We start from the raw sequence: 23,531 nt of genomic DNA, 5'->3' as shown, positions 1-23,531 counted from the left end.
GCGTTCCACCGGTGAACGGCGGAACGGTGTCGAGTCGTGGGGCACTAACGAGCCCCATGGTGGTCGTCGGTGACCGGCGCTTCTCCCCTTCCGATACCGCCGCCCGGCGCTGCGTTGCGCCCTCTGCGCGCCGGCTGAATCCCGCGGCGGTCCCCGGAATTCCAGCACAGTGCCGGATCTCCAACAAGGTGCGAGTACCGCACCCCGTGATCCGTGACCCCTTGTGACGGGAGTGCTACGCGACGTCGAAGGTGTTCCAGGAGAAAACGGACTTTAGTTTATGAATCACTTACGCCCCCCGGGTGTCCCAGTCGAGATGATCAGGAGCGGAATGGAGCATTCAGTGGCGCAATGTCCGTTTCTTCGGGTCAAAGCGCCTGTCCGTAATGTCGGTAATGCCTGGCAGCTCGTGAGCAAACTCACATACTCGGAGCCATTACTTCCTTGGTTCCGCGGGGATTTCGATGTTTAGCCTTGCTGTTTACATGGATGAGTCATCCGACAACCGGCGCCCTCGGGTGCCCGTGACCGACAGGGTTCCGAGACAGCGATGAAGACGACGATGATGTTCCGCAACATAGCCAACCCGCGCCGCACCACCCTCGCGCACCTGAAGGACGCCGAGGAGCTGCAGGCCGTCGAGGCCCCGGAGCACGCCGTCGAGCTGCCCACCCAGACCGCAAACCCGCGCCGTACGGTCCTCATGGTCGCGCCCGCCGGCACCGCCGCGCAGTAGCCACCGCACCCCGAAGGAACGCCAAGCGTCAGGCCCGCCGCGTTAGCCTGGAGCGCAGACTCCAGCCAGCGGAAACAGAGGGGCAGACGCAACACGTGCGCATCGCCAGGTTCTCCATCGACGGCAATGTCGCCTTCGGCGCCGTAGAGGGCACTGCCCAAGACGAGCTCGTCCTCGACATCATCAAGGGCATCCCGTTCGCGGACTTCGAGCTCTCGGGCACGAAGGTCCCGCTGAACAAGGTCCGCCTGCTGCCGCCCGTGCTCCCCAACAAGGTCGTGGCCATCGGCCGCAACTATGCGGAGCACGCGGCGGAGCTCGGCAACGCCATCGTCGACGATCAAGGCCGTCCCGAGGCCCCGATCACGTTCTTCAAGCCCTCGACCTCCGTCGTCGGCTCCGGTGACCCGATCACCTACCCCTCCTTCTCGCAGGAGCTGCACCACGAGGCCGAGCTGGCCGTGGTCATCGGCCGGATGTGCCGCGAGGTCCCCCGCGAGCGCGTCAAGGAAGTGATCCTCGGCTACACCTGCGCCAACGACGTCACCGCGCGCGACGTCCAGCGGCGCGAGAAGCAGTGGGCCCGGGCCAAGGGCTTCGACAGCGCCTGCCCGCTCGGCCCCTGGATCGAGACCGACCTCGACCCCGGCGACCTCACGATCCAGTGCACGGTCAACGGCGAACAGCGCCAGCTCGGCCGCACCAGCGACATGGTCCGGTCGGTCGAGGACCTGGTCGTGCACATCTCCGAGGCCATGACGCTGCTCCCGGGCGACGTCATCCTCACGGGCACCCCGGCAGGGGTCGGCCCCCTCAACGTCGGCGACGAGGTCGCCGTCACCATCGAAGGCATCGGCACTCTCACCAACAAGGTGATCAAGCGTGGCTAACGCGAACGTCCGCGTACGTTTCTGTCCCTCACCGACCGGCAACCCCCACGTGGGCCTGGTCCGCACCGCCCTCTTCAACTGGGCGTTCGCCCGCCACCACGGCGGTGCGTTCGTCTTCCGCATCGAGGACACCGACGCGGCGCGCGACTCCGAGGAGTCGTACGTCCAGCTGCTCGACTCGCTGCGCTGGCTCGGCTTCACCTGGGACGAGGGCCCCGAGGTCGGCGGCCCGCACGCTCCGTACCGCCAGTCCCAGCGGATGGACGTCTACGCCGACGTCGCCAAGAAGCTGATCGACGGCGGGTACGCGTACCACTGCTACTGCACCGCGGAGGAGCTCGACGAGCGCCGCGAGCTCGCCCGCCGCGAGGGCCGGGCCTCCGGCTACGACGGCACGTGCCGCGTGGTGACCGAGGAGCAGAAGGCCGCGTACGAGGCCGAGGGACGGACCTCCATCGTCCGCTTCCGCATGCCCGACGAGCCGATCACCTTCACCGACCTGGTCCGCGGCGAGCTCACCTTCACCCCGGAGAACGTGCCGGACTACGGCATCGTCCGGGCCAACGGCGCCCCGCTGTACACCCTGGTGAACCCGGTGGACGACGCGCTGATGGAGATCACGCACGTCCTGCGCGGCGAGGACCTGCTCTCCTCCACCCCCCGCCAGATCGCCCTGTACAAGGCGCTGATCGAGCTGGGTATCGCGCAGCAGATCCCGTCCTTCGGCCACCTCCCGTACGTCATGGGCGAGGGCAACAAGAAGCTCTCCAAGCGCGACCCCGAGTCCTCGCTCAACCTGTACCGCGAGCGCGGCTTCCTGCCCGAGGGGCTGCTCAACTACCTCTCGCTGCTGGGCTGGTCGTTCTCCAAGGACCAGGACGTCTTCTCGATCGAGGAGATGGTGGCGAAGTTCGACATCGACGGCGTGAACGCCAACCCGGCGCGCTTCGACCTGAAGAAGGCCGAGTCGATCAACGCCGACCACATCCGCCTCCTGGACCCGAAGGCCTTCGCGGACGCCTGCACCCCGTGGCTGCAGGCCCCGCACGCCAACTGGGAGCCCGAGGAGTTCGACGCCGAGGCCTGGGCGCGCATCGCGCCCCACGCCCAGACGCGCGTGACCGTCCTGTCGGACATCACCGCCAACGTCGACTTCCTCTTCCGCAAGGAGCCCGTCGAGGACCAGGCGTCCTGGGACAAGGCCATGAAGGGCGAGCCCGCGGCCCTGCTGACCACCGCGCGCGCCAATCTGGACGCCGCCGACTGGTCGGACCCGGAGTCCCTCAAGCAGGCCGTCCTGACCGCCGGCGAGGCCCACGGACTCAAGCTCGGCAAGGCCCAGGCCCCCGTCCGCGTGGCCGTCACCGGCCGCACGGTCGGCCTGCCGCTCTTCGAGTCCCTGGAGATCCTGGGCAAGGAGAAGTCGCTCGCCCGCATCGACGCGGCGCTGGCCAAGCTCGCCGCCTGAGCCGTCCGCGGCGGCGCACCAGGCGACCTGTACGTCCCGCAGGGGGCGGCGGCCGGACCACCGGCCGCCGCCCCCTGCGGCGTTACCCGGCCGCCGGTCTTCCCGTACCGCCCCCGCGGGCGCGGCGCCCGGCGTAGGCTCGGCCCATGCCGATCCGCGCCGTGCTGTGGGACATCGACGACACCCTCTTCGACTACACGGGGGCCGACGCCGCCGGTCTGGCCCGGCAGCTCGAAGCCGAGCGGATCGCGGAGCGCTACGGCACGCCCGCGCAGGCGCTCGCCCTGTGGCGGGAGATCACCGACCGCCACTGGGAGCGCTTCGCCGCCGGCGAGGGCACCTTCCAGGGGCAGCGCCGGGACCGCGTACGGGAGTTCCTCGGAGAGCCCGGGATGACCGAGGACGAGGCCGACGCGTGGTTCGACCGGTACGTCGTGCACTACAAGTCCGCCTGGAGCGTCTTCCCCGACGTCGTGCCCGCCCTCGACGCCCTCGCGCAGGGCTACCGGCACGGGGTTCTCTCCAACTCCTCCACCGCCAACCAGGACCCCAAACTGCGCGACCTCGGGCTGCGCGACCGGTTCGAGGTGCTGGTCTGCGCCGTCGAACTGGGGATCAGCAAGCCCGAGGAAGGTGCGTTCCTGGCCGCCTGCGAGGCGATGCGGCTGCCGCCGGGCGAGGTGGCGTACGTGGGCGACCAGCCGGAGATCGACGCGCGCGGGGCGCGCGACGCGGGGCTGCTGGCGGTCTGGCTCGACCGGGACGGCGGCCGCGGGGACGGTCCCGCCGGCGTGCACCGCATCTCCGGCCTCGACGGGCTCCCGGATCTGCTGGCAGGGGATACCCGTTTTGGAGCACGGTCAGGCATCCGGTAATGTTCTTTCTGCGCCGCCGGAGCGGGCCGAAAGGCCGGACGGAGGCGCCACTCGAAAGAAAGTACCGACAAGGTCTTGACTTTCAGTGGGGTATAGTGTAATTGGCAACACGAGGGTTTCTGGTTCCCTTATTCTAGGTTCGAGTCCTGGTACCCCAGCGCAGTGCAGCAGTAACGCAGTGCTTTGCCCCCGTTGTGTAGCGGCCTAGCACGCCGCCCTCTCAAGGCGGTAGCGCCGGTTCGAATCCGGTCGGGGGTACAGATCCTTCCCGCGAGGTGTCCTGGGTAGCTCCCGTACGTCTTGATGCAGGATCGCTAGGGCCCCCGTTGTGTAGCGGCCTAGCACGCCGCCCTCTCAAGGCGGTAGCGCCGGTTCGAATCCGGTCGGGGGTACTGTTGGTCTGGTTTAGACCACTTTGGGCTATGGTGTAATTGGCAACACGAAGGTTTCTGGTTCCTTTGTTCTAGGTTCGAGTCCTGGTAGCCCAGCGCAGTGCAGCGAAAGCTGTGAGGCATGCCCCCGTTGTGTAGCGGCCTAGCACGCCGCCCTCTCAAGGCGGTAGCGCCGGTTCGAATCCGGTCGGGGGTACGCACAGAAGAGGCCCTCCGCGATCATCGCGGAGGGCCTCTTTCGTGTTCCCGGGTTCCCGTGTTCCCGGGTCCGGGAGCAAGTGCGGGCCCGAAGGCGCCTGTTCGGACGTGTGCGGCGTCGTAGGCGCCCCCGGGCCCGGGGGAGTGGGTGGCGGGCCGGAAACCGGTCAGCCGGAGCGGCGGAGGGCCTCCGAGAGGCGTGCGGCGGCGTCGATGACCGCCTGGGCGTGCATCCGGCCCGGGTGGCGCGTCAGGCGCTCGATCGGCCCGGAGACCGACACGGCGGCGACCACGCGGTTCGAAGGCCCGCGCACGGGCGCCGAGACGGAGGCCACACCGGGCTCCCGCTCGCCGATCGACTGGGCCCAGCCGCGGCGCCGTACGCCGGACAGGGCCGTGGCCGTGAAGCGCGCGCCCTGCAGGCCGCGGTGGAGCCGCTCGGGCTCTTCCCAGGCCATCAGGATCTGCGCGGCCGAGCCGGCCTTCATGGGGAGCGTGGAGCCGACCGGAACCGTGTCCCGTAGACCGGACAGCCGCTCGGCGGCCGCCACGCAGATGCGCATGTCGCCCTGCCGGCGGTAGAGCTGCGCGCTCTCGCCGGTGACGTCGCGCAGGTGGGTGAGTACCGGTCCCGCCGTGGCCAGGAGCCGGTCCTCGCCCGCCGCCGCGGCGAGCTCCGCAAGCCGCGGGCCGAGGATGAACCGGCCCTGCATGTCCCTCGCCACCATCCGGTGGTGTTCCAGTGCCACGGCCAGGCGATGTGCCGTGGGTCGTGCGAGCCCTGTCGCCGCGACCAGCCCGGCGAGGGTGGCCGGACCGGACTCCAGTGCGCTCAATACCAGAGCTGCCTTGTCGAGAACGCCGACGCCGCTAGAGTTGTCCATGCAACGATATTCATGTCTCACACTGTGAAACGCAAGTTCAATTTTTCCAAGAAGCCGCCAGTCTGTATGTACGGGCCCACGAACCAGTGGGTTCAGAGTCTCGACAAGCGCCGGCAGAAGCCGCTGGCCGGAGGGAAGGCGATGGGTAGGACACTCGCGGAGAAGGTCTGGGACGACCATGTCGTCCGGCGCGCCGAAGGCGAGCCCGACCTGCTCTTCATCGATCTGCACCTGCTGCACGAGGTGACCAGCCCGCAGGCCTTCGAGGGGCTGCGGCAGAACGGCCGCAAGGTGCGGCGCCTCGACCTCACCATCGCGACCGAGGACCACAACACCCCCACGCTCGACATCGACAAGCCGATCGCGGACCCGGTCTCCCGCATGCAGCTGGAGACGCTGCGCAGGAACTGCGCCGAGTTCGGCGTCCGGCTGCACTCGCTGGGCGACGTCGAGCAGGGTGTCGTCCACGTGGTGGGACCGCAGCTGGGACTGACGCAGCCCGGCACCACCGTGGTCTGCGGTGACTCCCACACCTCCACCCACGGCGCCTTCGGTGCGCTGGCCTTCGGCATCGGCACCAGCCAGGTCGAGCACGTGCTCGCCACGCAGACGCTGCCGCTGGCCCGCCCGAAGACCATGGCGATCACGGTGACCGGAGAGCTGGCCGAGGGCGTCACCGCCAAGGACCTGATCCTGGCGATCATCGCCAAGATCGGCACCGGCGGCGGCCAGGGCTACATCCTGGAGTACCGCGGCGAGGCCATCGAGAAGCTGTCGATGGAAGCCCGCATGACCATCTGCAACATGTCGATCGAGGCCGGTGCCCGGGCGGGCATGATCGCCCCGGACCAGACCACCTTCGACTACCTGGAAGGCCGCGACCACGCGCCCGCGGGAGCGGACTGGGACGCGGCCGTCGCGTACTGGAAGACCCTGCACACCGACGAGGACGCGGTCTTCGACGCGGAGGTCGTCATCGACGGCGCCTCGCTGTCGCCGTTCGTCACCTGGGGCACCAACCCGGGCCAGGGCGCGCCGCTGTCGGCCGACGTCCCCGACCCGGCTTCGTACGAGGACGCTTCGGAGCGCCTGGCCGCCGAAAAGGCCCTGGAATACATGGGGTTGACCGCCGGACAGCCGCTGCGCGACATCAAGGTCGACACCGTCTTCGTAGGTTCCTGCACCAACGGCCGCATCGAGGACCTGCGCGCGGTCGCCGGGATCGTCGAGGGCCGCAAAGTCGCCGACGGCGTACGGATGCTGATCGTCCCGGGCTCCGTCCGGGTCGCGCTCCAGGCCGTCGAGGAGGGCCTGGACAAGGTCTTCAAGGAGGCCGGCGCCGAATGGCGGCACGCGGGCTGCTCGATGTGTCTGGGCATGAACCCCGACCAACTGGCCCCCGGTGAGCGCTCCGCGTCCACGTCGAACCGTAACTTCGAGGGGCGCCAGGGCAAGGGCGGCCGTACCCACCTGGTCTCCCCCCAGGTGGCCGCCGCCACCGCGGTCCTGGGCCACCTGGCCTCGCCCGCCGATCTGGCCGGTGCGTCCGAAGTTCCCGCCCCCGCAGGAGTCTGAGAGTCATGGAAGCCTTCACCACGCACACCGGCCGGGCCGTCCCGCTGCGCCGCAGCAACGTCGACACCGACCAGATCATCCCGGCCCACTGGCTCAAGAAGATCACCCGGGACGGGTTCGAGGACGGGCTCTTCGAGGCCTGGCGCAAGGACGCGGAGTTCGTGCTGAACCGCCCCGAGCGCCAGGGCGCGACCGTCCTGGTCGCCGGCCCCGACTTCGGCACCGGATCCTCTCGCGAGCACGCCGTCTGGGCGCTCCAGAACTTCGGCTTCAAGACCGTCATCTCCTCGCGCTTCGCCGACATCTTCCGCGGCAATTCGCTGAAGAACGGTCTGCTCACCGTGGTCCTGCCGCAGGAGACCGTGGACCGGCTGTGGGAGCTGACCGAGGCCGACCCGAACGCCGAGATCACCGTCGACCTCGTGGACCGCCGGGTTCGCGCGGCCGGAATCGAGGCGGAGTTCGAACTCGACGAGAACGCCCGCTGGCGACTGCTGGAGGGGCTGGACGACATCTCCCTCACCCTTCAGAACGAAGCCGACATCTCCACGTACGAAAGCGCCCGGCCGTCCTTCAAGCCGAGCACGATTCAGGCGTGATTCCGGCCTGATCAGCGCTTATTCGCCACTTGGTGATCGCTGAACGAACACTGTGCCCCCTGCTTCAAGCAGGGGGCACAGTCGTATGTTGAGGCCCCGTGAGGCGACAACTCGCCCCAGATGGCACAATCTGTGCATGGAACGCGACAGTCAACTCGAGCTCTACGAGCTCGTCGCGGACCGGTTGAAAGAAGCACACGCAAGGGTGCGCTCACTGCAAGTCCCGGAGGGCGTAAGGATGACGCTGTCCCGGAAGCTGTTGGTCGTCACGGCCGCGGCGAAGCACGATCTCGCCGATGCGGCAAGGCGCCTGGACAGGTTGATGAAGGACCTCGACGAGGGTCGATTCCCTGAAGGCGACTGATGCGAAGGAACTCCGCAACGGTCCACATCGTTGCGGCACTAGGGTGATTAGCCCGTTTCGTGTTTGATTTGCGGTATATATCCGCCTAACGTGCGAAAAAGCTTGAACACATTCGTTCTGGCAATGTCTCCGAAGGGGAAGACGTGAACAAGGCGCAGCTCGTAGAAGCGATCGCCGACAAGCTCGGCGGCCGCCAGCAGGCCGCGGACGCTGTCGACGCGGTACTCGACGCGATGGTCCGCGCAGTCGTCGCGGGCGACCGGGTCTCGGTCACGGGCTTCGGCTCGTTCGAAAAGGTCGACCGTCCGGCCCGTTACGCCCGCAACCCGCAGACGGGTGAGCGCGTCCGGGTCAAGAAGACCTCCGTGCCCCGCTTCCGCGCCGGCCAGGGCTTCAAGGACCTGGTCAGCGGCACCAAGAAGCTCCCCAAGGGCGACGAGGTGGCCGTCAAGAAGGCCCCCAAGGGCAGCCTGACCGGCGGCGCCTCGGCCACTGTCAAGAAGGCCGCGGCGAAGAAGGCCACCACCGCCAAGAAGGCGGCGGCCAAGAAGACGACCGCCGCGGCCAAGAAGACCACGGCGGCCGCGAAGAAGACCGCGGTCAAGAAGACCACTGCCGCCGCGGCCAAGAAGACCACCACGGCCGCAGTGAAGAAGACCGCCGCGGCCAAGAAGGCGGCACCGGCGAAGACGGCGGCCAAGAAGACCACCGCCAAGAAGACCGCGCCCGCCAAGAAGGCCGTCGCGAAGAAGGCGCCCGCCAAGAAGACGACGGCGCGCAAGACCACTGCCAAGAAGACGACCGCCCGCAAGAAGTAACGGCGGCCGCACCCTTCACGCGCCGGGCCGGTGTCCCTCTCCTGGGGATACCGGCCCGCGCCGTGTCCCGACGTCCGTGCAGGTCACAGGGTTTGCAGCGTGATCAGGGTGATCCGCAGGCCCTCGCCCTCGCCCTCGGTCTCGATCCGTACCCGCTGTCCCGGGCGGAGCAGCAGCAGGCCGCCCGCGTCGAAGGCGGGGGCCTCGAAGGGCACCGGGGTGCCGTCGTCCAGCAGCACACTGCCGCTGCGGGTCTGGGTGTCGTACGTGTACGCGGTCGCCTGCATGCCCGGATTTTAGCGGCGCCGCGCCCCGGCCAGCGCCGTGTAGCGGGCCGAACTGCGCGGGCCCAGGCCCAGGGCGGCCGCTGCGTGCAGATCCTCGCCCGTATCCACGTCCCGGCGGACGGTGTCCACCCCGGACAGGGCGATTTCCACCGCCCCCGAGGCCGAATGCCGGGCCCGTGAAGGACCGCCGAACGCGGGTGCCAATTCCACGTCCGGAGCAGCGGAAAGCAGCGTTGTTCCGATTCCTGCCGCATCCGCCAGAAATGCCCGGGGAAATGCCGCTGCCGTATCGAGCACGCGTTGCAATTCGGTGGGGCGCAGAGCGGGGAGATCCGCGTTCATGGCCGCCAGTGCAACTCCCGGGCGCCCCGCCCGCGCCGCCCGCGCACCATGGGCCAGGGCGGCGTTGAGCCCGCGTCCGGGGGAGTCCGGCACTATCCGCGCCCCCAGTCCGGCGAGTTCCGACGCGGCCCGGCCGTCGTCCGTGACGACCACCACATTCCGTACCGCCGGGCAGGCCAGCGCCCCCGCGACGGTGTCCAGCGCGAACGCCAGCGCCAGTGCGGGCCGCTCCTCGCCCACCGCTGCCGCGAGGCGGCTCTTGGCCAGCGCGAGCGGCTTCAGCGGCACCACCAGGGTCCAGGCGGTATTCGTGGCGTCCCCCGTCCTCGAAAGCGTGCAGGCGTGCGAGTGGGCCCCATTGTCACCCCCGGCCGCCCTGCCCGGGGGTACGGTCGTCCGACCGGGGCGTACGGTGTTCTCGACAGAGTCCGGACCGGTGGCGACACTTGTCCGGCCCGGTCAGGTGCCCATGACCGAACCGGTCCTAGAGGAAGGTGTCCGAGTGCCCCGCCGCAGAATCGGCTTCTGGTACCGCCTGGCGGCGGTCATCGCAAAACCGCCGCTGGTAGTGCTCTTCAAGCGGGACTGGCGGGGAACGGAACACATTCCGGCCGAGGGCGGATTCATCACCGCCGTCAATCACAACTCGTATCTTGACCCGCTCTCGTACGCGCACTTCCAGTACAACACCGGACGAGTGCCCCGATTGCTGGCGAAGGCCGGACTCTTCAAGGTGCCTTTCGTGGGCATGATCCTGCGCGGATCCGGGCAGATCCCCGTCTACCGGGAGACCACGAACGCCCTCGACGCATTCCGGGCCGCCGTGGACGCCATCGAGCGCGGTGAATGCGTGGCCTTTTACCCGGAAGGCACCCTCACCCGCGATCCGGAGATGTGGCCCATGGCGGGCAAGACCGGTGCGGCCCGGGTGGCGCTGATCACCAAGGCCCCGGTCATTCCGGTGGCCCAGTGGGGCGCGAATCTCGCGATGCCGCCCTATGCCAAGGAGAACAAGGTCCGGCTGTTCCCGCGCAAGACCCTCCAGGTGCTCGCCGGACCGCCCGTGGACCTCTCGGAGTTCTACGACCGGGAACCCACCCCGGAGATCCTCAAGGCCGCCACCGAGGCCATCATGGCCGACATCACCAAGCTCCTGGAGGAGCTGCGCGGCGAAACCGCGCCGGCGCAGCCGTACGACCATCGCAAGGCCAGGGCGCAGCAGCGGCGCAACGCCGCGGGGGAGGGCAAGAAGTGACAGGTCCCGTGAAGGCCGCCGTCTTCGGAACCGGATCCTGGGGCACGGCCTTCGGCATGGTGCTCGCCGACGCCGGCTGCGAGGTGACCCTGTGGGGCCGCCGCCGGGAGGTGGTCGACGCCATCAACACCGGCCGGACCAACCCCGACTACTTCCCCGGCGTCGAACTGCCCGCGAACATGCGCGCCACCACCGACGCGGCCGAGGCCGCCCGCGGCGCCGACTTCGCGGTCCTCGCCATCCCTTCGCAGACCCTGCGCGGCAATCTCGCCGACTGGGCCCCGCTGCTGCCCCCCGACGCCGTGCTCGTCTCCCTGATGAAGGGCATCGAACTCGGCAGCGCCAAGCGGATGAGCGAGGTCATCGAGGAGGTGGCCAAGGTCCCGTCCGAGCGGGTCGCCGTCGTCACCGGGCCCAACCTGGCCCGCGAGATCGTCGCCCGGCAGCCCGCCGCCTCCGTCGTCGCGTGCGTGGACGAGGCCGTGGCCCAGCGCCTCCAGGCCGCCTGCCACACCCCGTACTTCCGCCCGTACACGAGCACCGACGTCATCGGCTGCGAACTGGGCGGTGCCATCAAGAACGTCATCGGGCTCGCCGTCGGCATCGCCGACGGCATGGGCCTGGGTGACAACACCAAGGGGTCCCTCATCACCCGCGGCCTCGCCGAAGCGACCCGCCTGGGCGTGGCGATGGGCGCCGACCCGCTGACGTTCTCCGGCCTCGCGGGCCTCGGAGACCTGGTCGCCACCTGCTCCTCGCCGCTCTCCCGGAACCACACCTTCGGCACGAACCTCGGCCGCGGGATGACCCTGGAGGAGACCATCGCGGTCACCCGCCAGACCGCGGAGGGCGTCAAGTCCTGCGAGTCGGTGGCCGATCTGGCCCGCCGCCACGGAGTCGACATGCCGATCACGGACACGGTGGTCGACATCGTGCACAACGGCAAGCCGCCGCTGGTCGCGCTCAAGGAACTCATGGGGCGCAGCGCCAAACCGGAACGCCGCTGACTCCTTTCCGGACGTCTGAGCGGGTACTCTCGTGGCGATATGAGCAGCGAGAACCTCCCCCAGACCCCTGAGCAGCAGGGCCGCAAGCCCCGCGTGGCCGTCGTGTTCGGCGGGCGCAGCTCCGAGCACGCCATTTCGGTCGTCACGGCGGGCGCCGTGCTGCGCTCCATCGACCGTTCGAAGTACGAGGTGCTGCCCATCGGCATCACCCGGGACGGCCGCTGGGCCCTGACCGCGGACTCCCCCGAGCGGATGGCCATCACCGACCGCAAGCTCCCGGACGTCGAGGAGCTCGCCGATTCCGAGGACGGCGGTGTCGTGCTCTCCGTGGACCCCGCCAACCGCGAGGTCGTCTACACCGAGCCCGGCTCCGTCCCCAAGGCGCTCGGCGAGGTCGACGTCGTCTTCCCGATGCTGCACGGCCCGTACGGCGAGGACGGCACCCTCCAGGGCCTGCTGGAGCTGTCCGGAGTCCCGTACGTCGGCGCGGGCGTGCTCGCCTCGGCCGTCGGCCAGGACAAGGAGTACATGAAGCGGGTGTTCACCAGCTTCGGTCTCCCCGTCGGCCCCTACGTCACGATCCGCCCGCGCGAGTGGGAGCGGGACCAGGCCGCCCCCCGCAAGAAGATCGTCGACTTCGCGGGCGAGCACGGCTGGCCGCTGTTCGTGAAGCCGGCTCGCGCCGGCTCCTCCATCGGCATCACCAAGGTCGACGACCTCTCCGGGCTGGACGATGCCGTCGCCGAGGCACGGCGCCACGACCCGAAGATCATCGTCGAGTCGCTGCTGCGCGGCCGCGAGATCGAGTGCGGCGTACTGGAGTTCGAGGATGGCCCGCGCGCCAGCGTGCCGGCCGAGATCCCGCCGGTCTCCAGCCACGACTTCTACGACTTCGAGGCCAAGTACATCGACTCGGCCTCCGGGATCGTGCCCGCGCCGCTCACCCCCGAGCAGACCGCCGAGGTCCAGCGCCTGGCGATCGAGGCCTTCGACGCCGCGTCCTGCGAGGGCCTGGTCCGCGCGGACTTCTTCCTCACCGAGGACGGATCGTTCGTGATCAACGAGATCAACACGATGCCGGGCTTCACCCCCATCTCCATGTACCCGCGGATGTGGCAGGAGTCGGGCGTCTCGTACGCAGAGCTGGTGGACCGCCTGATCCAGGCGGCGATGAACCGCTCGACCGGCCTGCGCTAGTCCTTCCGCACATACGACCGCCCGCCGGGGATGCCCCGGCGGGCGGCCGTACGTCGCAGCGACGCCCGGTCAGTACGAGGAGATGCCCTCGGGGATCGTCTTCGCGATGGCGGGCGACAGCGGCACGAGGAGCCCCGCGTCGGTGGCGTGCGCGCTGTCGACCGTGACCTCCACGTACGCCAGGCGACCGCCGGTGAAGAAGCGGAACGATCCGTCCTCGCGGGCCTTCTCGATCAGCCAGCCCACGCCGTCGACCTCGACCTGGCCCGTCCCGGCATCCAATATCCGGTCGACGGGCTTCGGAACGCCGCAGCGCAGTACGATCGCTCCGCCGCCCCACGCGGCGGTCAGCCCGGACGCCGGTTCGGGGTCGCGGCGGTCCTCGCCGGCCACCTTCGCCGGGAGCTCCTCGTGCAGTGCCGCACAGAGCTTCGCGACGTCCGCGGGCGGGGCAGGCGGAGATTCCACCTGCGCGCGCTCGTCACCGGAAGAACAGCCCGCGAGGGCCAGCAGCACGGTGGCGGCCAGGGCGGGCAGACGGAAGGGCCGGTGGCGGAATGACGTCACCGGCCAAGACTAGACGGGGGCTACAGATGGACGACCGGGCAGGTCAGGGTGCGGGTGATGCCTTCCACCTGCTGGACCTTGGCGACCACCATGCGGCCGAGCTCGTCGACCGTGTCGGCCTGGGCGCGCACGATCACGTCGTACGGCCCCGTCACGTCCTCGGCCTGGATCACCCCCGGGATCTTCGCGATGGACTCGGCGACCAGGGACGCCTTGCCCACCTCGGTCTGGATAAGGATGTACGCCTGTACCACGGAACCTCCAGGGCGGCCACGAGGATCATCTCCCCTAACCTTCGGTCAGGGACGTCCCCGCCCCTGACTCGGCGGGGATGCCCCAGGGAAGACCCCCGGGAAGAAGGGACGCCACGGTACCGCGTCGCCGAGCGCCGCGGGGAGACCCCCGGACCCGGTGCCGCGCGCAGCGGGGCGTACGGAGAGCAGAAGTTGACGTATCTGTTGACGGTACCTACAGCAGTGACGGCTCGCGACCGCAAGCCCACTGGGCCAGAAGGAGCACAGCGATGAAGGGCACCGTGGGCGAGCTGGGGGAGTTCGGGCTCATCAGAGAGCTCACCTCCCGGCTCACCTCCACCCCGGCGGTACGACTGGGGCCCGGCGACGACGCCGCGGTCGTGTCGGCACCCGACCGGCGGGTCGTGGCGAGCACGGACATCCTGCTGGAAGGCAGGCACTTCCGCCGCGACTGGTCCACGGCCTACGACGTGGGCCGCAAGGCCGCCGCCCAGAACCTCGCCGACATCGCCGCGATGGGCGCGGTGCCCACCGCGCTGCTGCTCGGCCTCGTGGTACCGGCGGACCTCCCGGTGACCTGGCCGACCGAGCTGATGGACGGCATCCGGGACGAGTGCCAGGTCGCGGGCGCCGCCGTGGTCGGCGGCGACGTCGTACGCGGTGACACCATCACGGTCGCGATCACCGCGCTCGGCGACCTGCGCAACCACGAGCCGGTCACCCGGGCCGGCGCACAGCCCGGCGACGTGGTGGCCGTCACCGGCTGGCTCGGCTGGTCCGCCGCCGGATTCGCCGTCCTTTCGAGGGGCTTCCGCTCACCGCGGGCCTTCGTGGAGGCGCACCGGCGCCCCGAGCCGCCTTACCACGCCGGTCCCGCGGCCGCCGGGCTCGGCGCCACCGCCATGACCGACGTGAGCGACGGGCTGGTCGCCGACCTCGGGCACATCGCGGAGGCCAGCAAGGTCCGCATCGACCTGCGTTCGGCCGCCATCGACATCCCGACGCAGATGAACGACATCGGGCAGGCCGTGGGCGTCGACCCGCTCCAGTGGGTGCTGACCGGGGGAGAGGACCACGCGATCGTCGCGACCTTCCCGCCGGACGTGAAGCTGCCCGCCCGCTGGAAGGTCATCGGCGAGGTGCTCAACCCCTCCGCCCAGCCCCAGGTGACCGTCGACGGCGCCCCCTGGACCAGCACGGGCGGCTGGGACCACTTCGGCGGCGACATCGAGGACGGCACCCCGTGAGCGGACGGCCGCCGCTGTGCCTGACCGTCGCCGGATCCGACTCCGGCGGCGGTGCGGGCATCCAGGCCGACCTCAAGACGATGCTGGCCCTGGGCGTGCACGGGATGAGCGTGCTGACCGCGGTGACGGCGCAGAACTCCCTCGGGGTCCGCGGAGCCTGGGAGCTGCCCGCCGAGGCCGTCACGGCCCAGTACCGGGCCGTGGTGGACGACATCGGCGTCCAGGCCGTCAAGACCGGCATGCTGGCGTCCGCCGAGCTGGTGGAGACCGTCGCCGGCCTGCTGGCCGGCACCGGCGCCCCCGCCGTGGTCGACCCCGTGGGGGTCTCCAAGCACGGCGACCCGCTGCTCGCCGCCTCCGCCCTGGACGCCGTACGGACCCTGCTGCTGCCGGCGGCCACGGTCGCCACGCCCAACCTGGACGAAGTGGCACAGCTCACGGGGATCCACGCCCGCTCAGAGGACGACATGCGCCGGGCCGCGGACGCGGTCCTCGGCTTCGGGCCGCGCTGGGCGCTGATCAAGGGCGGCCACCTGGCCGTCGGCGACGAGGCCGTGGACCTGCTCACGGACGGCACGGAAGAGCTGTGGCTGCGGGCGCCCCGGCACGACAACCGGCACACGCACGGCACCGGATGCACGCTCGCCAGCGCGATCGCGGCAGGACTGGCCAGGGGCCTGGAGGTGCCGGCTGCGGTCACCGCCGCCAAGGAGTACGTGACCGGGGCCATAGCCGCCGGCTTCGCGCTGGGCGGCGGCATCGGCCCGGTGGACCACGCCTGGCAGTGGCGCTCCCCGTCCCCGCGCACGGCCTGACCCGCGCACGGCCCGGCGGCGCCGCGGCCCGCGGGGCCGCCCGGGGGAGAAAAGGCAAAAGGCCGGTCCACGAGGTGGACCGGCCTTCTTGGCAACCGGAAGGGGCTGCGCTACGACGGGAGCGTCAGCGCGAGACCTTGCCGGCCTTGATGCACGAGGTGCAGGCGTTGAGGCGCTTCGGCGTCCCACTGACCACGGCACGGACGCGCTGGATGTTCGGGTTCCAGCGACGGGACGTACGGCGGTGCGAGTGCGAGATGTTGTTGCCGAAGCCCGGCCCCTTGCCGCAAACGTCGCAGTTGGCAGCCACAGGTCACTCCAAAGACTTCAGATGCACTTACAGTGAAATCCGGCGCACCGGAATCAGAGATCTGAAGTGGTTTGCCGGGGGGATGGCCCGATTCGCATCGGGCAACCGGAGCAGCATACAACGACTGCTCCCGTCCGAGAAAACTACCACGGCTCCCGCGGACCCCGCCCCGGGTGGTCTCCCCGGAACGCTCCTCCCGCTTCGTTACCCTGCGGTGACAGACCCGCATGCCAAGGAGGAACGCCAGGTGCACGTGCCGCACACCCTCGACGCCGTTGCGGTGCGCACGTGGAGCTCGCTGGCCGTGACGGCACTGGGCCGGGCCCGCGAGGACATCGACGCGATCAACGTCTACCCGGTCGCGGACGGGGACACCGGCACCAACCTCCTCCTGACCGCCGAATCCGGCGCCCGGGCCGTCGCGGCCGCCTTCGCCGCCCCGGGCGGCGACAGCACCGCCCCCACGCTCGGACAGGCCGCCCGGGCCTATGCGCACGGCGCTCTCATAGGTGCCCGCGGCAACTCCGGCACGATCCTCGCCCAGCTCCTGCGGGGTGTGGCCGACGTGCTCGGCGGCACGCAGGAGCCGGCCGGCGGGCAGGACGGCCGGGCCGACGGGCTTCCGGGACGCCCTGCAGAGCTGCTCGCGGCGGCGCTGGACCGGGCCGCCGCATCCGCGTACACGGCCGTGGCCCACCCCGTCGAGGGCACCATGCTCACCGTCGCCGCGGCCGCCGCCGAAGCAGCCGGCTCCGCCTGCGCCGCCGGCCGGGACCCCGCCGTCGTGGCCCGCGCCGCCTACGACGCGGCCCGCACCGCCCTCGACCGGACCCCGGACCAGCTCGGCGTGCTCGGCCGGGCCGGGGTCGTCGACGCGGGCGGCTGCGGAGTCGTCGCCGTACTCGGAGCCCTGTGGGAGGCCCTGTCGGGGGAGCAGGCCCCACCGGAGCCGGTCCGGGCCCGCCCCGCCGCGGGCACCGCGGCCTCCGGACCCTGCACCGCGGAGGACCGGGGCGGACCGGCGTACGAGGTCGTCTACCTGCTCGACGCCGGCGACCAGGGGGTCGCCGGGCTGCGGCGCACCCTGGACGCGCTCGGCGACTCGCTCGTGGTGGTCGGCGGCGACGGGCTGTGGAACGTCCACGTGCACGTCGACGACCCCGGGGCCGCCGTCGAGGCCGGCGTCGAGGCCGGCCGGCCCCACCGGATCCGCATCACGCACTTCGGGGACGAGCGGCTGCGCGCCCGCGGCGAGCGCGTGCAGCGCGCGGTCGTGGCCGTCGTGCCGGGCGAAGGCCTCGTCGGACTCTGCGGCGAGGCGGGCGCGACCACCGTCCTGGCCCGCCCAGGAGAGCCGCCCACGGCCGCCGACCTCCTCGACGCCGTCCACCGTGCGCACGCCCGCGAGGTGGTGCTGCTGCCCAACGACGCCGAGCTGCGCCGGACCGCGGCCGAGGCCGCCGAACAGGCCCGTGCCGAGGGCGTACGCGTCGCCCTGATCCCCACCCGCTCCGCGGTCCAGGGACTCGCGGCCCTGGCCGTGCACGACCCGGAGGGCAGCTTCGACGAGGACGTCGTCGCCATGACCGCCGCCGCGGGAGCCACCCGCTACGGCGAACTGGCCGTGGCGGAACGCCAGTCCTTCACCTCGGCGGGCATCTGCCAGGCCGGGGACGTGCTCGGCCTGATCGACGGGGACGTCGCCGTGATCGGGACGGAGCTCGCCGAGACGGCGCAGGCGGTGCTGTCGCGGATGCTCGGCTCCGGCGGCGAACTGGTCACCCTGGTCCTCGGACCCGAGGTCCCGGACGCCCTCGCCGACCGCCTCGAGGCGTACGTACGCGAGGGACACCTCGCCGTGGACACCGTCACCTACCGGGGCGGCCGGTACTCGGCACCGCTCCTGATCGGCGTCGAGTAGCGGCCTTGTCAGCGGCATGGTGTGGAATGGAACACGTGCCCGCGCTCGACGAACCACTCAAGAAGACGCTCGGCCCCGCCACCGCCAAGGTGCTGGCCGAAAACCTCGGCCTGCACACGGTCGGCGACCTGCTCCACCACTACCCGCGCCGCTACGCCGAGCGCGGGGAGCTGACCTCCCTCGCCGAGCTCGCCGACCAGACCGACGAGCACGTCACGGTGGTCGCACAGGTCGCCGACGCACGCGTCCTGACCTTCAACGGCGGCCGCGGCAGGCGGCTGGAGGTCACCATCACCGACGGCAGCGGGCGCCTCCAGCTGGTCTTCTTCGGCTCGGGCGTGCACAAACCCCACAAGGACCTGCTGCCCGGCACCCGCGCGATGTTCGCGGGCAAGGTCGGCGTCTTCAACCGCAAGCTGCAGCTCTCCCACCCCGCCTACGAACTCCTCGCCGGCGAGGCCTCCGACCGCGACGCGGCCGCCGCCTTCGCCAACCAGCTCATCCCGATCTACCCGGCCTGCGCGAAGCTGGAGACCTGGAAGATCTCCAAGGCCGTCGACGCCGTGCTGCCCAGCGCCCGGGACGCCCTCGACCCGCTGCCGCCCGCACTCCGCGAGGGCCGCGGGATGCCCACCCTCCCCGAGGCGCTGCTGAAGATCCACCGGCCGCACACCAAGGCCGACATCGAGGACGCACGGCAGCGCCTCAAGTGGGACGAGGCCTTCGTGCTCCAGGTGGCGCTGGCCCGCCGGCGGTTCGCCGACACCCAGCTCCCCGCGGTGCCCCGCCGCCCCGCCCCCGGCGGCCTGCTCGACTCCTTCGACGCCAAGCTGCCCTTCACGCTCACCGACGGCCAGCAGACCGTCTCCCGCGAGATCTTCGACGACCTGGCCACCGACCACCCCATGCACCGCCTGCTCCAGGGCGAGGTCGGATCCGGCAAGACCATGGTCGCGCTGCGCGCCATGCTCGCCGTCGTCGACTCCGGCGGCCAGGCCGCCATGCTCGCGCCCACCGAGGTCCTCGCCCAGCAGCACCACCGCTCGATCACCGAGATGATGGGCGAACTGGCCGAGGGCGGCATGCTCGGCGGCGCCGAGCAGGGCACCAAGGTCGTGCTGCTCACCGGCTCCATGGGGATGCCCGCCCGCCGCCAGGCGCTCCTCGACCTGGTCACCGGCGAGGCCGGCATCGTGATCGGCACGCACGCGCTGATCGAGGACAAGGTGCAGTTCCACGATCTCGGCCTTGTCGTGGTCGACGAGCAGCACCGGTTCGGCGTCGAGCAGCGCGACGCCCTGCGCTCCAAGGGCAAGCAGCCCCCGCACCTGCTCGTGATGACCGCCACCCCCATCCCGCGGACCGTGGCCATGACGGTCTTCGGCGACCTGGAGACGTCCGTACTCGACCAGCTGCCCGCCGGCCGCTCTCCCATCGCCACCCACGTCGTGCCCGCCAAGGACAAGCCGCACTTCCTGACCCGGACCTGGGAGCGGGTCCGCGAGGAGGTGGAGAACGGCCACCAGGCGTACGTCGTCTGCCCGCGCATCGGCGACGGCGACGACGAGCCGAAGAAGAAGTCCGCGGAGGACGACGCGGAGAAGCGGCCGCCGCTCGCCGTGCTCGACATCGCCGCGGAGCTGGTGAAGGGCCCGCTGGCCGGACTGTCCGTCGAGGTCCTGCACGGCCGGATGGACCCGGCCGACAAGGACGACGTCATGCGCCGCTTCGCCGCGGGCGAGGTCAAGGTCCTCGTCGCCACCACCGTCATCGAGGTGGGCGTGAACGTCCCCAACTCCACCGTCATGGTGATCATGGACGCGGACCGGTTCGGCGTCTCCCAGCTGCACCAGCTGCGCGGCCGCGTCGGCCGCGGCTCCGCCCCCGGGCTGTGCCTGCTGGTCAGCGAGATGCCGGAGGCCAGCCCCGCCCGAGCCCGGCTCGCCGCCGTCGCCGCCACCCTCGACGGCTTCGAGCTCTCCCGGATCGACCTCGAGCAGCGCCGCGAGGGCGACGTGCTCGGCCAGGCCCAGTCCGGCGTCCGCTCCTCCCTGCGCATGCTCGCCGTCATCGAGGACGAGGAGGTCATCGCCCAGGCCCGCGAGGAGGCCACCCGCATCGTCTCCGCCGACCCGGACCTGGAGGCCCTCCCCGGCCTGCGCACCGCCCTCGACGCCCTCCTGGACGCCGAGCGCGAGCAGTACCTCGACAAGGGGTGACAAGGGCCGGGGGAAACGGCCCGGGGGCTCCGCAGAGCGCCTTCCGGGCCGGACGACCTATCGTGGAGTCCTCCGTACCCGCTGCAACGAAGGAATCCCGGATGACCCGCGTGATCGCCGGCACGGCCGGCGGCCGCCGGCTGGCCGTACCGCCCGGCACCGGCACCCGTCCCACCTCGGACCGGGCGCGCGAAGGCCTGTTCTCCACCTGGGAGTCGCTGCACGGCGTCGAGGGCGCCCGCGTCCTCGACCTGTACGGCGGCTCGGGGGCCGTGGGCCTGGAGGCGCTCTCGCGCGGCGCGGTCCACACCCTGCTGGTGGAATCCGACCCGAAGGCCGCCAAGGCCATCCGGGACAACATCCGCACGCTCGGTCTGCCCGGGGCGGAGTTCCGGGCCGGAAAGGCCGAGCAGATCGTGGACGGCCCGGCCCCCGCCGAGCCGTACGACATCGTCTTCCTCGACCCGCCGTACGCCGTCACCGATGGTGATCTTGGCGAGATCCTCCTCACACTCCGGACCAAGGGCTGGCTCACGGACGATGCGCTCGTCACCGTGGAGCGCAGCACGAGAGGCGGGGAGTTCCCGTGGCCCGACGGCTTCGAGCCGCTGCGGTCCCGGCGCTACGGCGAAGGCACCCTTTGGTACGGTCGCGCCGCCTCTGCCGGAGACAACGCATCATGACCGCATCGGAGAACGAGGGAGTACGCGTGCGCCGCGCCGTCTGTCCGGGGTCCTTCGACCCCATCACCAACGGACATCTCGACATCATCGGACGTGCCTCGAAGCTGTACGACGTCGTCCACGTGGCCGTGATGATCAACCAGTCCAAGCAGGGGCTGTTCACGGTCGAGGAGCGGATAGAGCTGATCCGCGAGGTCACGGCCGACTACGGCAACGTCGAAGTGGAGGCCTTCCACGGCCTCCTCGTCGACTTCTGCAAGCAGCGCGACATCCCGGCGATCGTCAAGGGCCTGCGCGCCGTCAGCGACTTCGACTACGAGCTCCAGATGGCCCAGATGAACAACGGCCTCTCGGGCGTCGAGACGCTCTTCGTCCCCACCAACCCCACCTACAGCTTCCTGTCCTCCTCGCTGGTCAAGGAGGTCGCGGCCTGGGGCGGCGACGTGGCCCACCTGCTTCCCGCCGTGGTGCACCGGGCGCTGGTCGAACGCCTGGGCAACCGCTGACGTTCTCTCAGCCGGTGTCGGGCGGCCACCCCGTGGCCGTACAGTCGTCCCGTCCGTCTCAGGAACAGCCGAGGCCGAGAGAGTGCGAGCACAGGTGGACGTGCAGAAGAAGCTCGACGAGATCGTCGAGACGGTCGGCAGCGCCCGGTCCATGCCCATGTCGGCCTCGTGCGTGGTCAACCGCGCCGAGCTGCTCGCCCTGCTGGAAGAGGTGCGCCAGGCCCTGCCCGGCTCGCTCGCCCAGGCGCAGCAGCTGATCGGCGGCCGGGACCAGCTCGTGGAGGAGGCCCGCCAGGAAGCCGAGCGGATCATCGACTCCGCCCGTGCCCAGCGCGGCTCCCTCATCTCGGACACCGAAGTCGCCCGCCGCTCCCAGGCCGAGGCCGAGCGGATCCTCGACGAGGCCCGCCGCGAGGCCGACGAGATCCGCGCCGAGGCCGACGACTACGTCGACAGCAAGCTGGCGAACTTCGAAGTCGTCCTCACCAAGACCCTCGGATCGGTGGAGCGCGGCCGCGACAAGCTCCTCGGGCACGCCCCCGGCCTGGTCGAGGAGGGCTACGGCTCCGCGGACGAGTACATCGCGGCGAAGATCGGCGCCTTCGAGGCGGTGCTCGGCAAGACCCTGGAAGCCGTCGGCCGGGGCCGGCAGAAGCTCGTCGGCCGGGTGCCCTCCGACGACCTCGGCGCGCACATGGCCGCGCAGGACGCCGCCGGCGACCCGCGCGCGGCCACCAGCGACGCGGACTTCCTCGCCGGGCTGGCCGAGCCCGCCCCGGCGATCCCCGCCCAGGCCCAGCCGGAGCCCGCGTACGACGCGTACGCCTATGCGCAGCCCGCCCAGGCCGTTCAGCCCGCCCAGGAGTCCGGGTACGGCTACCAGGACCCGTACGGCTACCAGCACGCGTCCCAGCCGGACCCGTACGGCTACGCCCCGCAGCAGGACCCGTACGCCGTCGCGGCCGACGGCTCCGCCGCGGGGGCCTATGCCGGGCACTACGGCGACCAGCAGCAGGCGGACCCGCACGGGCAGCACGGGCAGGCCGGCCGGCAAGGGCAGTCCGGCACGCTCGACGAGACCAGCTTCTTCGACACCAGCATGATCAACCTCGATCAGCTGCGCGCCTACGAGCAGGGACGCTAGCCTCCGCCAGACCCGGATTGGGCCCTGAGCGAAGCGCCGGGTATCCTGGCTGTTCGGTCGCGCGTATGCACCGCGATCTCTGCTGCCCGCAGCTGCCTCATGTACGTGAGGTGCGCGGCAGCTCCCCCAGCCAAGCCGAAAGCAGGAACAGCTCTGAACCGCCGCCTCGACCACCGCGACCCCCTCGTGTTCGACACACGCGAGCTGGGTCGGCGTCCTGGTGCGCAGCAGAAGGTGTCCCGCACGGTCCCCGCTCCGGCGGACCTCGGCCTCGCCGGTGTCATCGCAGTGCCGGAAGGCGCTCCGGTGCAGATTGGACTCCGCCTGGAGTCGGTCATGGAAGGGGTGCTTGTCACAGGCATCTCCCGTGCATCGGCCGTGGGGGAGTGCGTAAGGTGTCTGGAGCCGCTTGAGCTGGCGCTCAATGCGCGCTTCCAGGAACTGTTCTCGTACCCTGACGCCGATGGCCGGGGCCGCCCTGTGGCGGAGCCGGCCGACGACGCCGAGGACGACGAGGACAGGTACTTCATCGAGGAAGACCTGTTCGACCTCGAACCCTTGCTGCGGGATGCGGTGGTGCTCGCACTGCCGTCGCAGCCGGTGTGCCGGGAGAACTGTCTCGGTCTGTGCTCCGAATGCGGGGCCAGCCTGAACGACGACCCGGACCACCACCACGACGCCGTCGACATCCGTTGGGCGGCACTGCAGGGACTCGTCGCGACCGATCAGGACGACGAGAAGGACAACATGAGCGGCGCCGAAGCGGGCGTCGACGAGAAGCAGGAGAAGTAGCCGTGGCTGTTCCGAAGCGGAAGATGTCGCGCAGCAACACGCGCCACCGCCGGTCGCAGTGGAAGGCTGCGGTCCCCACCCTGGTTTCGTGCGAGCGTTGCCAGGAGCCGAAGCTGCAGCACATCGCGTGCCCCAGCTGTGGCACCTACAACAAGCGCCAGGTCCTCGAGGTCTGAGCGGCTGGTG

The 23,531-nt window shown here is 70.7% G+C and carries 26 protein-coding genes and 5 tRNA genes; 25 read left to right on the top strand and 6 right to left on the bottom strand.

Features of this window, described 5'->3' with window-relative positions; genetic code table 11:
* The first annotated feature begins 550 nt into the window (after positions 1-550).
* The 9 genes from ACZ7H1_RS02265 to ACZ7H1_RS02225 all read left to right on the top strand — a co-directional run bounded on the left by ACZ7H1_RS02265 (position 551) and on the right by ACZ7H1_RS02225 (position 4,557).
* A complete protein-coding gene (locus tag ACZ7H1_RS02265; RefSeq protein WP_470782956.1) occupies positions 551-736 on the top strand; it encodes a hypothetical protein in 186 nt (61 codons plus the stop codon).
* Between the two features lie 95 nt (positions 737-831).
* A complete protein-coding gene (locus ACZ7H1_RS02260) occupies positions 832-1,626 on the top strand; it encodes a fumarylacetoacetate hydrolase family protein (RefSeq protein WP_470782954.1) in 795 nt (264 codons plus the stop codon).
* Positions 1,619-3,094, top strand: a complete 1,476-nt coding sequence (gltX, locus tag ACZ7H1_RS02255) for a glutamate--tRNA ligase (RefSeq protein ID WP_470782953.1) — start codon at positions 1,619-1,621, stop codon at positions 3,092-3,094. Before ACZ7H1_RS02260 ends, gltX begins: the two co-directional genes overlap by 8 nt.
* A gap of 146 nt (positions 3,095-3,240) precedes the next feature.
* A complete protein-coding gene (locus tag ACZ7H1_RS02250; RefSeq protein ID WP_470782952.1) occupies positions 3,241-3,969 on the top strand; it encodes an HAD family hydrolase in 729 nt (242 codons plus the stop codon).
* 86 nt (positions 3,970-4,055) lie between these two features.
* Positions 4,056-4,127: transfer RNA gene (locus ACZ7H1_RS02245), tRNA-Gln, on the top strand.
* Positions 4,128-4,154: 27 nt separating this feature from the next.
* Positions 4,155-4,227 (top strand) — tRNA-Glu (locus ACZ7H1_RS02240).
* A 61-nt stretch (positions 4,228-4,288) separates the two neighbouring features.
* Positions 4,289-4,361: transfer RNA gene (locus tag ACZ7H1_RS02235), tRNA-Glu, on the top strand.
* Between the two features lie 24 nt (positions 4,362-4,385).
* Positions 4,386-4,457: transfer RNA gene (locus ACZ7H1_RS02230), tRNA-Gln, on the top strand.
* A 27-nt stretch (positions 4,458-4,484) separates the two neighbouring features.
* Positions 4,485-4,557, top strand: a tRNA-Glu gene (locus ACZ7H1_RS02225).
* 169 nt (positions 4,558-4,726) lie between these two features.
* Here ACZ7H1_RS02225 and ndgR read toward each other — a convergent pair.
* A complete protein-coding gene (gene ndgR / locus ACZ7H1_RS02220) occupies positions 4,727-5,443 on the bottom strand; it encodes an IclR family transcriptional regulator NdgR (protein WP_037837458.1) in 717 nt (238 codons plus the stop codon).
* Positions 5,444-5,584: 141 nt separating this feature from the next.
* Between ndgR and leuC the strand changes: the two genes are divergently transcribed.
* The 4 genes from leuC (at position 5,585) to ACZ7H1_RS02200 (ending at position 8,799) form a co-directional block, all read left to right on the top strand.
* On the top strand, positions 5,585-7,018 hold the full coding sequence (gene leuC / locus ACZ7H1_RS02215) for a 3-isopropylmalate dehydratase large subunit (RefSeq protein WP_470782950.1): 1,434 nt from the start codon (positions 5,585-5,587) through the stop codon (positions 7,016-7,018).
* A gap of 5 nt (positions 7,019-7,023) precedes the next feature.
* A complete protein-coding gene (gene leuD / locus ACZ7H1_RS02210) occupies positions 7,024-7,617 on the top strand; it encodes a 3-isopropylmalate dehydratase small subunit (RefSeq protein ID WP_470782948.1) in 594 nt (197 codons plus the stop codon).
* A gap of 136 nt (positions 7,618-7,753) precedes the next feature.
* On the top strand, positions 7,754-7,981 hold the full coding sequence (locus tag ACZ7H1_RS02205; RefSeq protein WP_470782947.1) for an SCO5555 family protein: 228 nt from the start codon (positions 7,754-7,756) through the stop codon (positions 7,979-7,981).
* Positions 7,982-8,124: 143 nt separating this feature from the next.
* Entirely contained in the window at positions 8,125-8,799 is a 675-nt protein-coding gene (locus ACZ7H1_RS02200) for an HU family DNA-binding protein (RefSeq protein ID WP_470782946.1), read from the top strand.
* A gap of 83 nt (positions 8,800-8,882) precedes the next feature.
* Here the strand turns inward: ACZ7H1_RS02200 and ACZ7H1_RS02195 are convergent, their stop codons facing one another.
* Both ACZ7H1_RS02195 and cofC read right to left on the bottom strand, forming a co-directional pair.
* The gene (locus ACZ7H1_RS02195; RefSeq protein ID WP_470782944.1) at positions 8,883-9,086 is read right to left on the bottom strand and encodes a hypothetical protein; all 204 of its coding nucleotides are present in this window, start codon (positions 9,084-9,086) and stop codon (positions 8,883-8,885) included.
* A 9-nt stretch (positions 9,087-9,095) separates the two neighbouring features.
* Positions 9,096-9,722 carry a 2-phospho-L-lactate guanylyltransferase gene (gene cofC / locus ACZ7H1_RS02190; protein ID WP_470783169.1) on the bottom strand — a complete coding sequence of 209 codons (627 nt, stop codon included), beginning with the start codon at positions 9,720-9,722 and terminating at the stop codon, positions 9,096-9,098.
* A 208-nt stretch (positions 9,723-9,930) separates the two neighbouring features.
* Here cofC and ACZ7H1_RS02185 point away from each other — a divergent pair, with 208 nt between their 5' ends.
* Genes ACZ7H1_RS02185 through ACZ7H1_RS02175 form a run of 3 tightly spaced genes read left to right on the top strand, consistent with a single transcriptional unit; the run spans position 9,931 to position 12,887 of the window.
* On the top strand, positions 9,931-10,683 hold the full coding sequence (locus tag ACZ7H1_RS02185; RefSeq protein WP_470782942.1) for a lysophospholipid acyltransferase family protein: 753 nt from the start codon (positions 9,931-9,933) through the stop codon (positions 10,681-10,683).
* Positions 10,680-11,690, top strand: coding sequence for an NAD(P)H-dependent glycerol-3-phosphate dehydrogenase (locus ACZ7H1_RS02180; RefSeq protein WP_470782941.1), 1,011 nt, complete (start codon positions 10,680-10,682; stop codon positions 11,688-11,690). Before ACZ7H1_RS02185 ends, ACZ7H1_RS02180 begins: the two co-directional genes overlap by 4 nt.
* Positions 11,691-11,729: 39 nt before the next feature.
* The gene (locus ACZ7H1_RS02175; RefSeq protein WP_470782939.1) at positions 11,730-12,887 is read left to right on the top strand and encodes a D-alanine--D-alanine ligase family protein; all 1,158 of its coding nucleotides are present in this window, start codon (positions 11,730-11,732) and stop codon (positions 12,885-12,887) included.
* 69 nt (positions 12,888-12,956) lie between these two features.
* Here the strand turns inward: ACZ7H1_RS02175 and ACZ7H1_RS02170 are convergent, their stop codons facing one another.
* Both ACZ7H1_RS02170 and ACZ7H1_RS02165 read right to left on the bottom strand, forming a co-directional pair.
* Positions 12,957-13,454, bottom strand: coding sequence for a DUF3515 domain-containing protein (locus ACZ7H1_RS02170; protein WP_470782937.1), 498 nt, complete (start codon positions 13,452-13,454; stop codon positions 12,957-12,959).
* A 20-nt stretch (positions 13,455-13,474) separates the two neighbouring features.
* The gene (locus ACZ7H1_RS02165) at positions 13,475-13,708 is read right to left on the bottom strand and encodes an Lrp/AsnC family transcriptional regulator (RefSeq protein WP_468132381.1); all 234 of its coding nucleotides are present in this window, start codon (positions 13,706-13,708) and stop codon (positions 13,475-13,477) included.
* 269 nt (positions 13,709-13,977) lie between these two features.
* On the opposite strand from ACZ7H1_RS02165, the gene ACZ7H1_RS02160 reads away from it, so the two are divergent.
* On the top strand, positions 13,978-14,955 hold the full coding sequence (locus tag ACZ7H1_RS02160) for a thiamine-phosphate kinase (protein WP_470782935.1): 978 nt from the start codon (positions 13,978-13,980) through the stop codon (positions 14,953-14,955).
* Entirely contained in the window at positions 14,952-15,770 is an 819-nt protein-coding gene (gene thiD, locus ACZ7H1_RS02155; RefSeq protein WP_470782934.1) for a bifunctional hydroxymethylpyrimidine kinase/phosphomethylpyrimidine kinase, read from the top strand. The genes ACZ7H1_RS02160 and thiD overlap by 4 nt, the downstream gene beginning before the upstream one ends.
* A gap of 124 nt (positions 15,771-15,894) precedes the next feature.
* Here thiD and rpmB read toward each other — a convergent pair whose 3' ends face one another.
* Entirely contained in the window at positions 15,895-16,080 is a 186-nt protein-coding gene (rpmB, locus tag ACZ7H1_RS02150; RefSeq protein WP_064070327.1) for a 50S ribosomal protein L28, read from the bottom strand.
* Positions 16,081-16,333: 253 nt separating this feature from the next.
* Here rpmB and ACZ7H1_RS02145 point away from each other — a divergent pair, with 253 nt between their 5' ends.
* The 7 genes from ACZ7H1_RS02145 to rpmF all read left to right on the top strand — a co-directional run bounded on the left by ACZ7H1_RS02145 (position 16,334) and on the right by rpmF (position 23,521).
* Complete coding sequence (locus tag ACZ7H1_RS02145) at positions 16,334-18,001, top strand: DAK2 domain-containing protein (RefSeq protein WP_470783167.1); 1,668 nt, start codon at positions 16,334-16,336, stop codon at positions 17,999-18,001.
* Positions 18,002-18,027: 26 nt separating this feature from the next.
* Entirely contained in the window at positions 18,028-20,220 is a 2,193-nt protein-coding gene (gene recG / locus ACZ7H1_RS02140; RefSeq protein ID WP_470782933.1) for an ATP-dependent DNA helicase RecG, read from the top strand.
* The gene (rsmD, locus tag ACZ7H1_RS02135) at positions 20,217-20,903 is read left to right on the top strand and encodes a 16S rRNA (guanine(966)-N(2))-methyltransferase RsmD (RefSeq protein WP_470782931.1); all 687 of its coding nucleotides are present in this window, start codon (positions 20,217-20,219) and stop codon (positions 20,901-20,903) included. The genes recG and rsmD overlap by 4 nt, the downstream gene beginning before the upstream one ends.
* 26 nt (positions 20,904-20,929) lie before the next feature.
* The gene (gene coaD / locus ACZ7H1_RS02130; RefSeq protein ID WP_470783165.1) at positions 20,930-21,409 is read left to right on the top strand and encodes a pantetheine-phosphate adenylyltransferase; all 480 of its coding nucleotides are present in this window, start codon (positions 20,930-20,932) and stop codon (positions 21,407-21,409) included.
* Between the two features lie 94 nt (positions 21,410-21,503).
* A complete protein-coding gene (locus ACZ7H1_RS02125) occupies positions 21,504-22,553 on the top strand; it encodes an ATP synthase F0 subunit B (protein ID WP_470783164.1) in 1,050 nt (349 codons plus the stop codon).
* Between the two features lie 99 nt (positions 22,554-22,652).
* Positions 22,653-23,345, top strand: a complete 693-nt coding sequence (locus tag ACZ7H1_RS02120) for a YceD family protein (RefSeq protein WP_470782929.1) — start codon at positions 22,653-22,655, stop codon at positions 23,343-23,345.
* Positions 23,346-23,347: 2 nt separating this feature from the next.
* Entirely contained in the window at positions 23,348-23,521 is a 174-nt protein-coding gene (gene rpmF, locus ACZ7H1_RS02115) for a 50S ribosomal protein L32 (RefSeq protein WP_003965982.1), read from the top strand.
* The last annotated feature ends 10 nt before the right edge of the window (positions 23,522-23,531 follow it).

Source organism: Streptomyces sp. NPDC037401, assembly GCF_055602345.1.
Note: the sequence above shows the minus strand (reverse complement) of the source record. Positions and strands in the feature narration are given on the sequence as shown.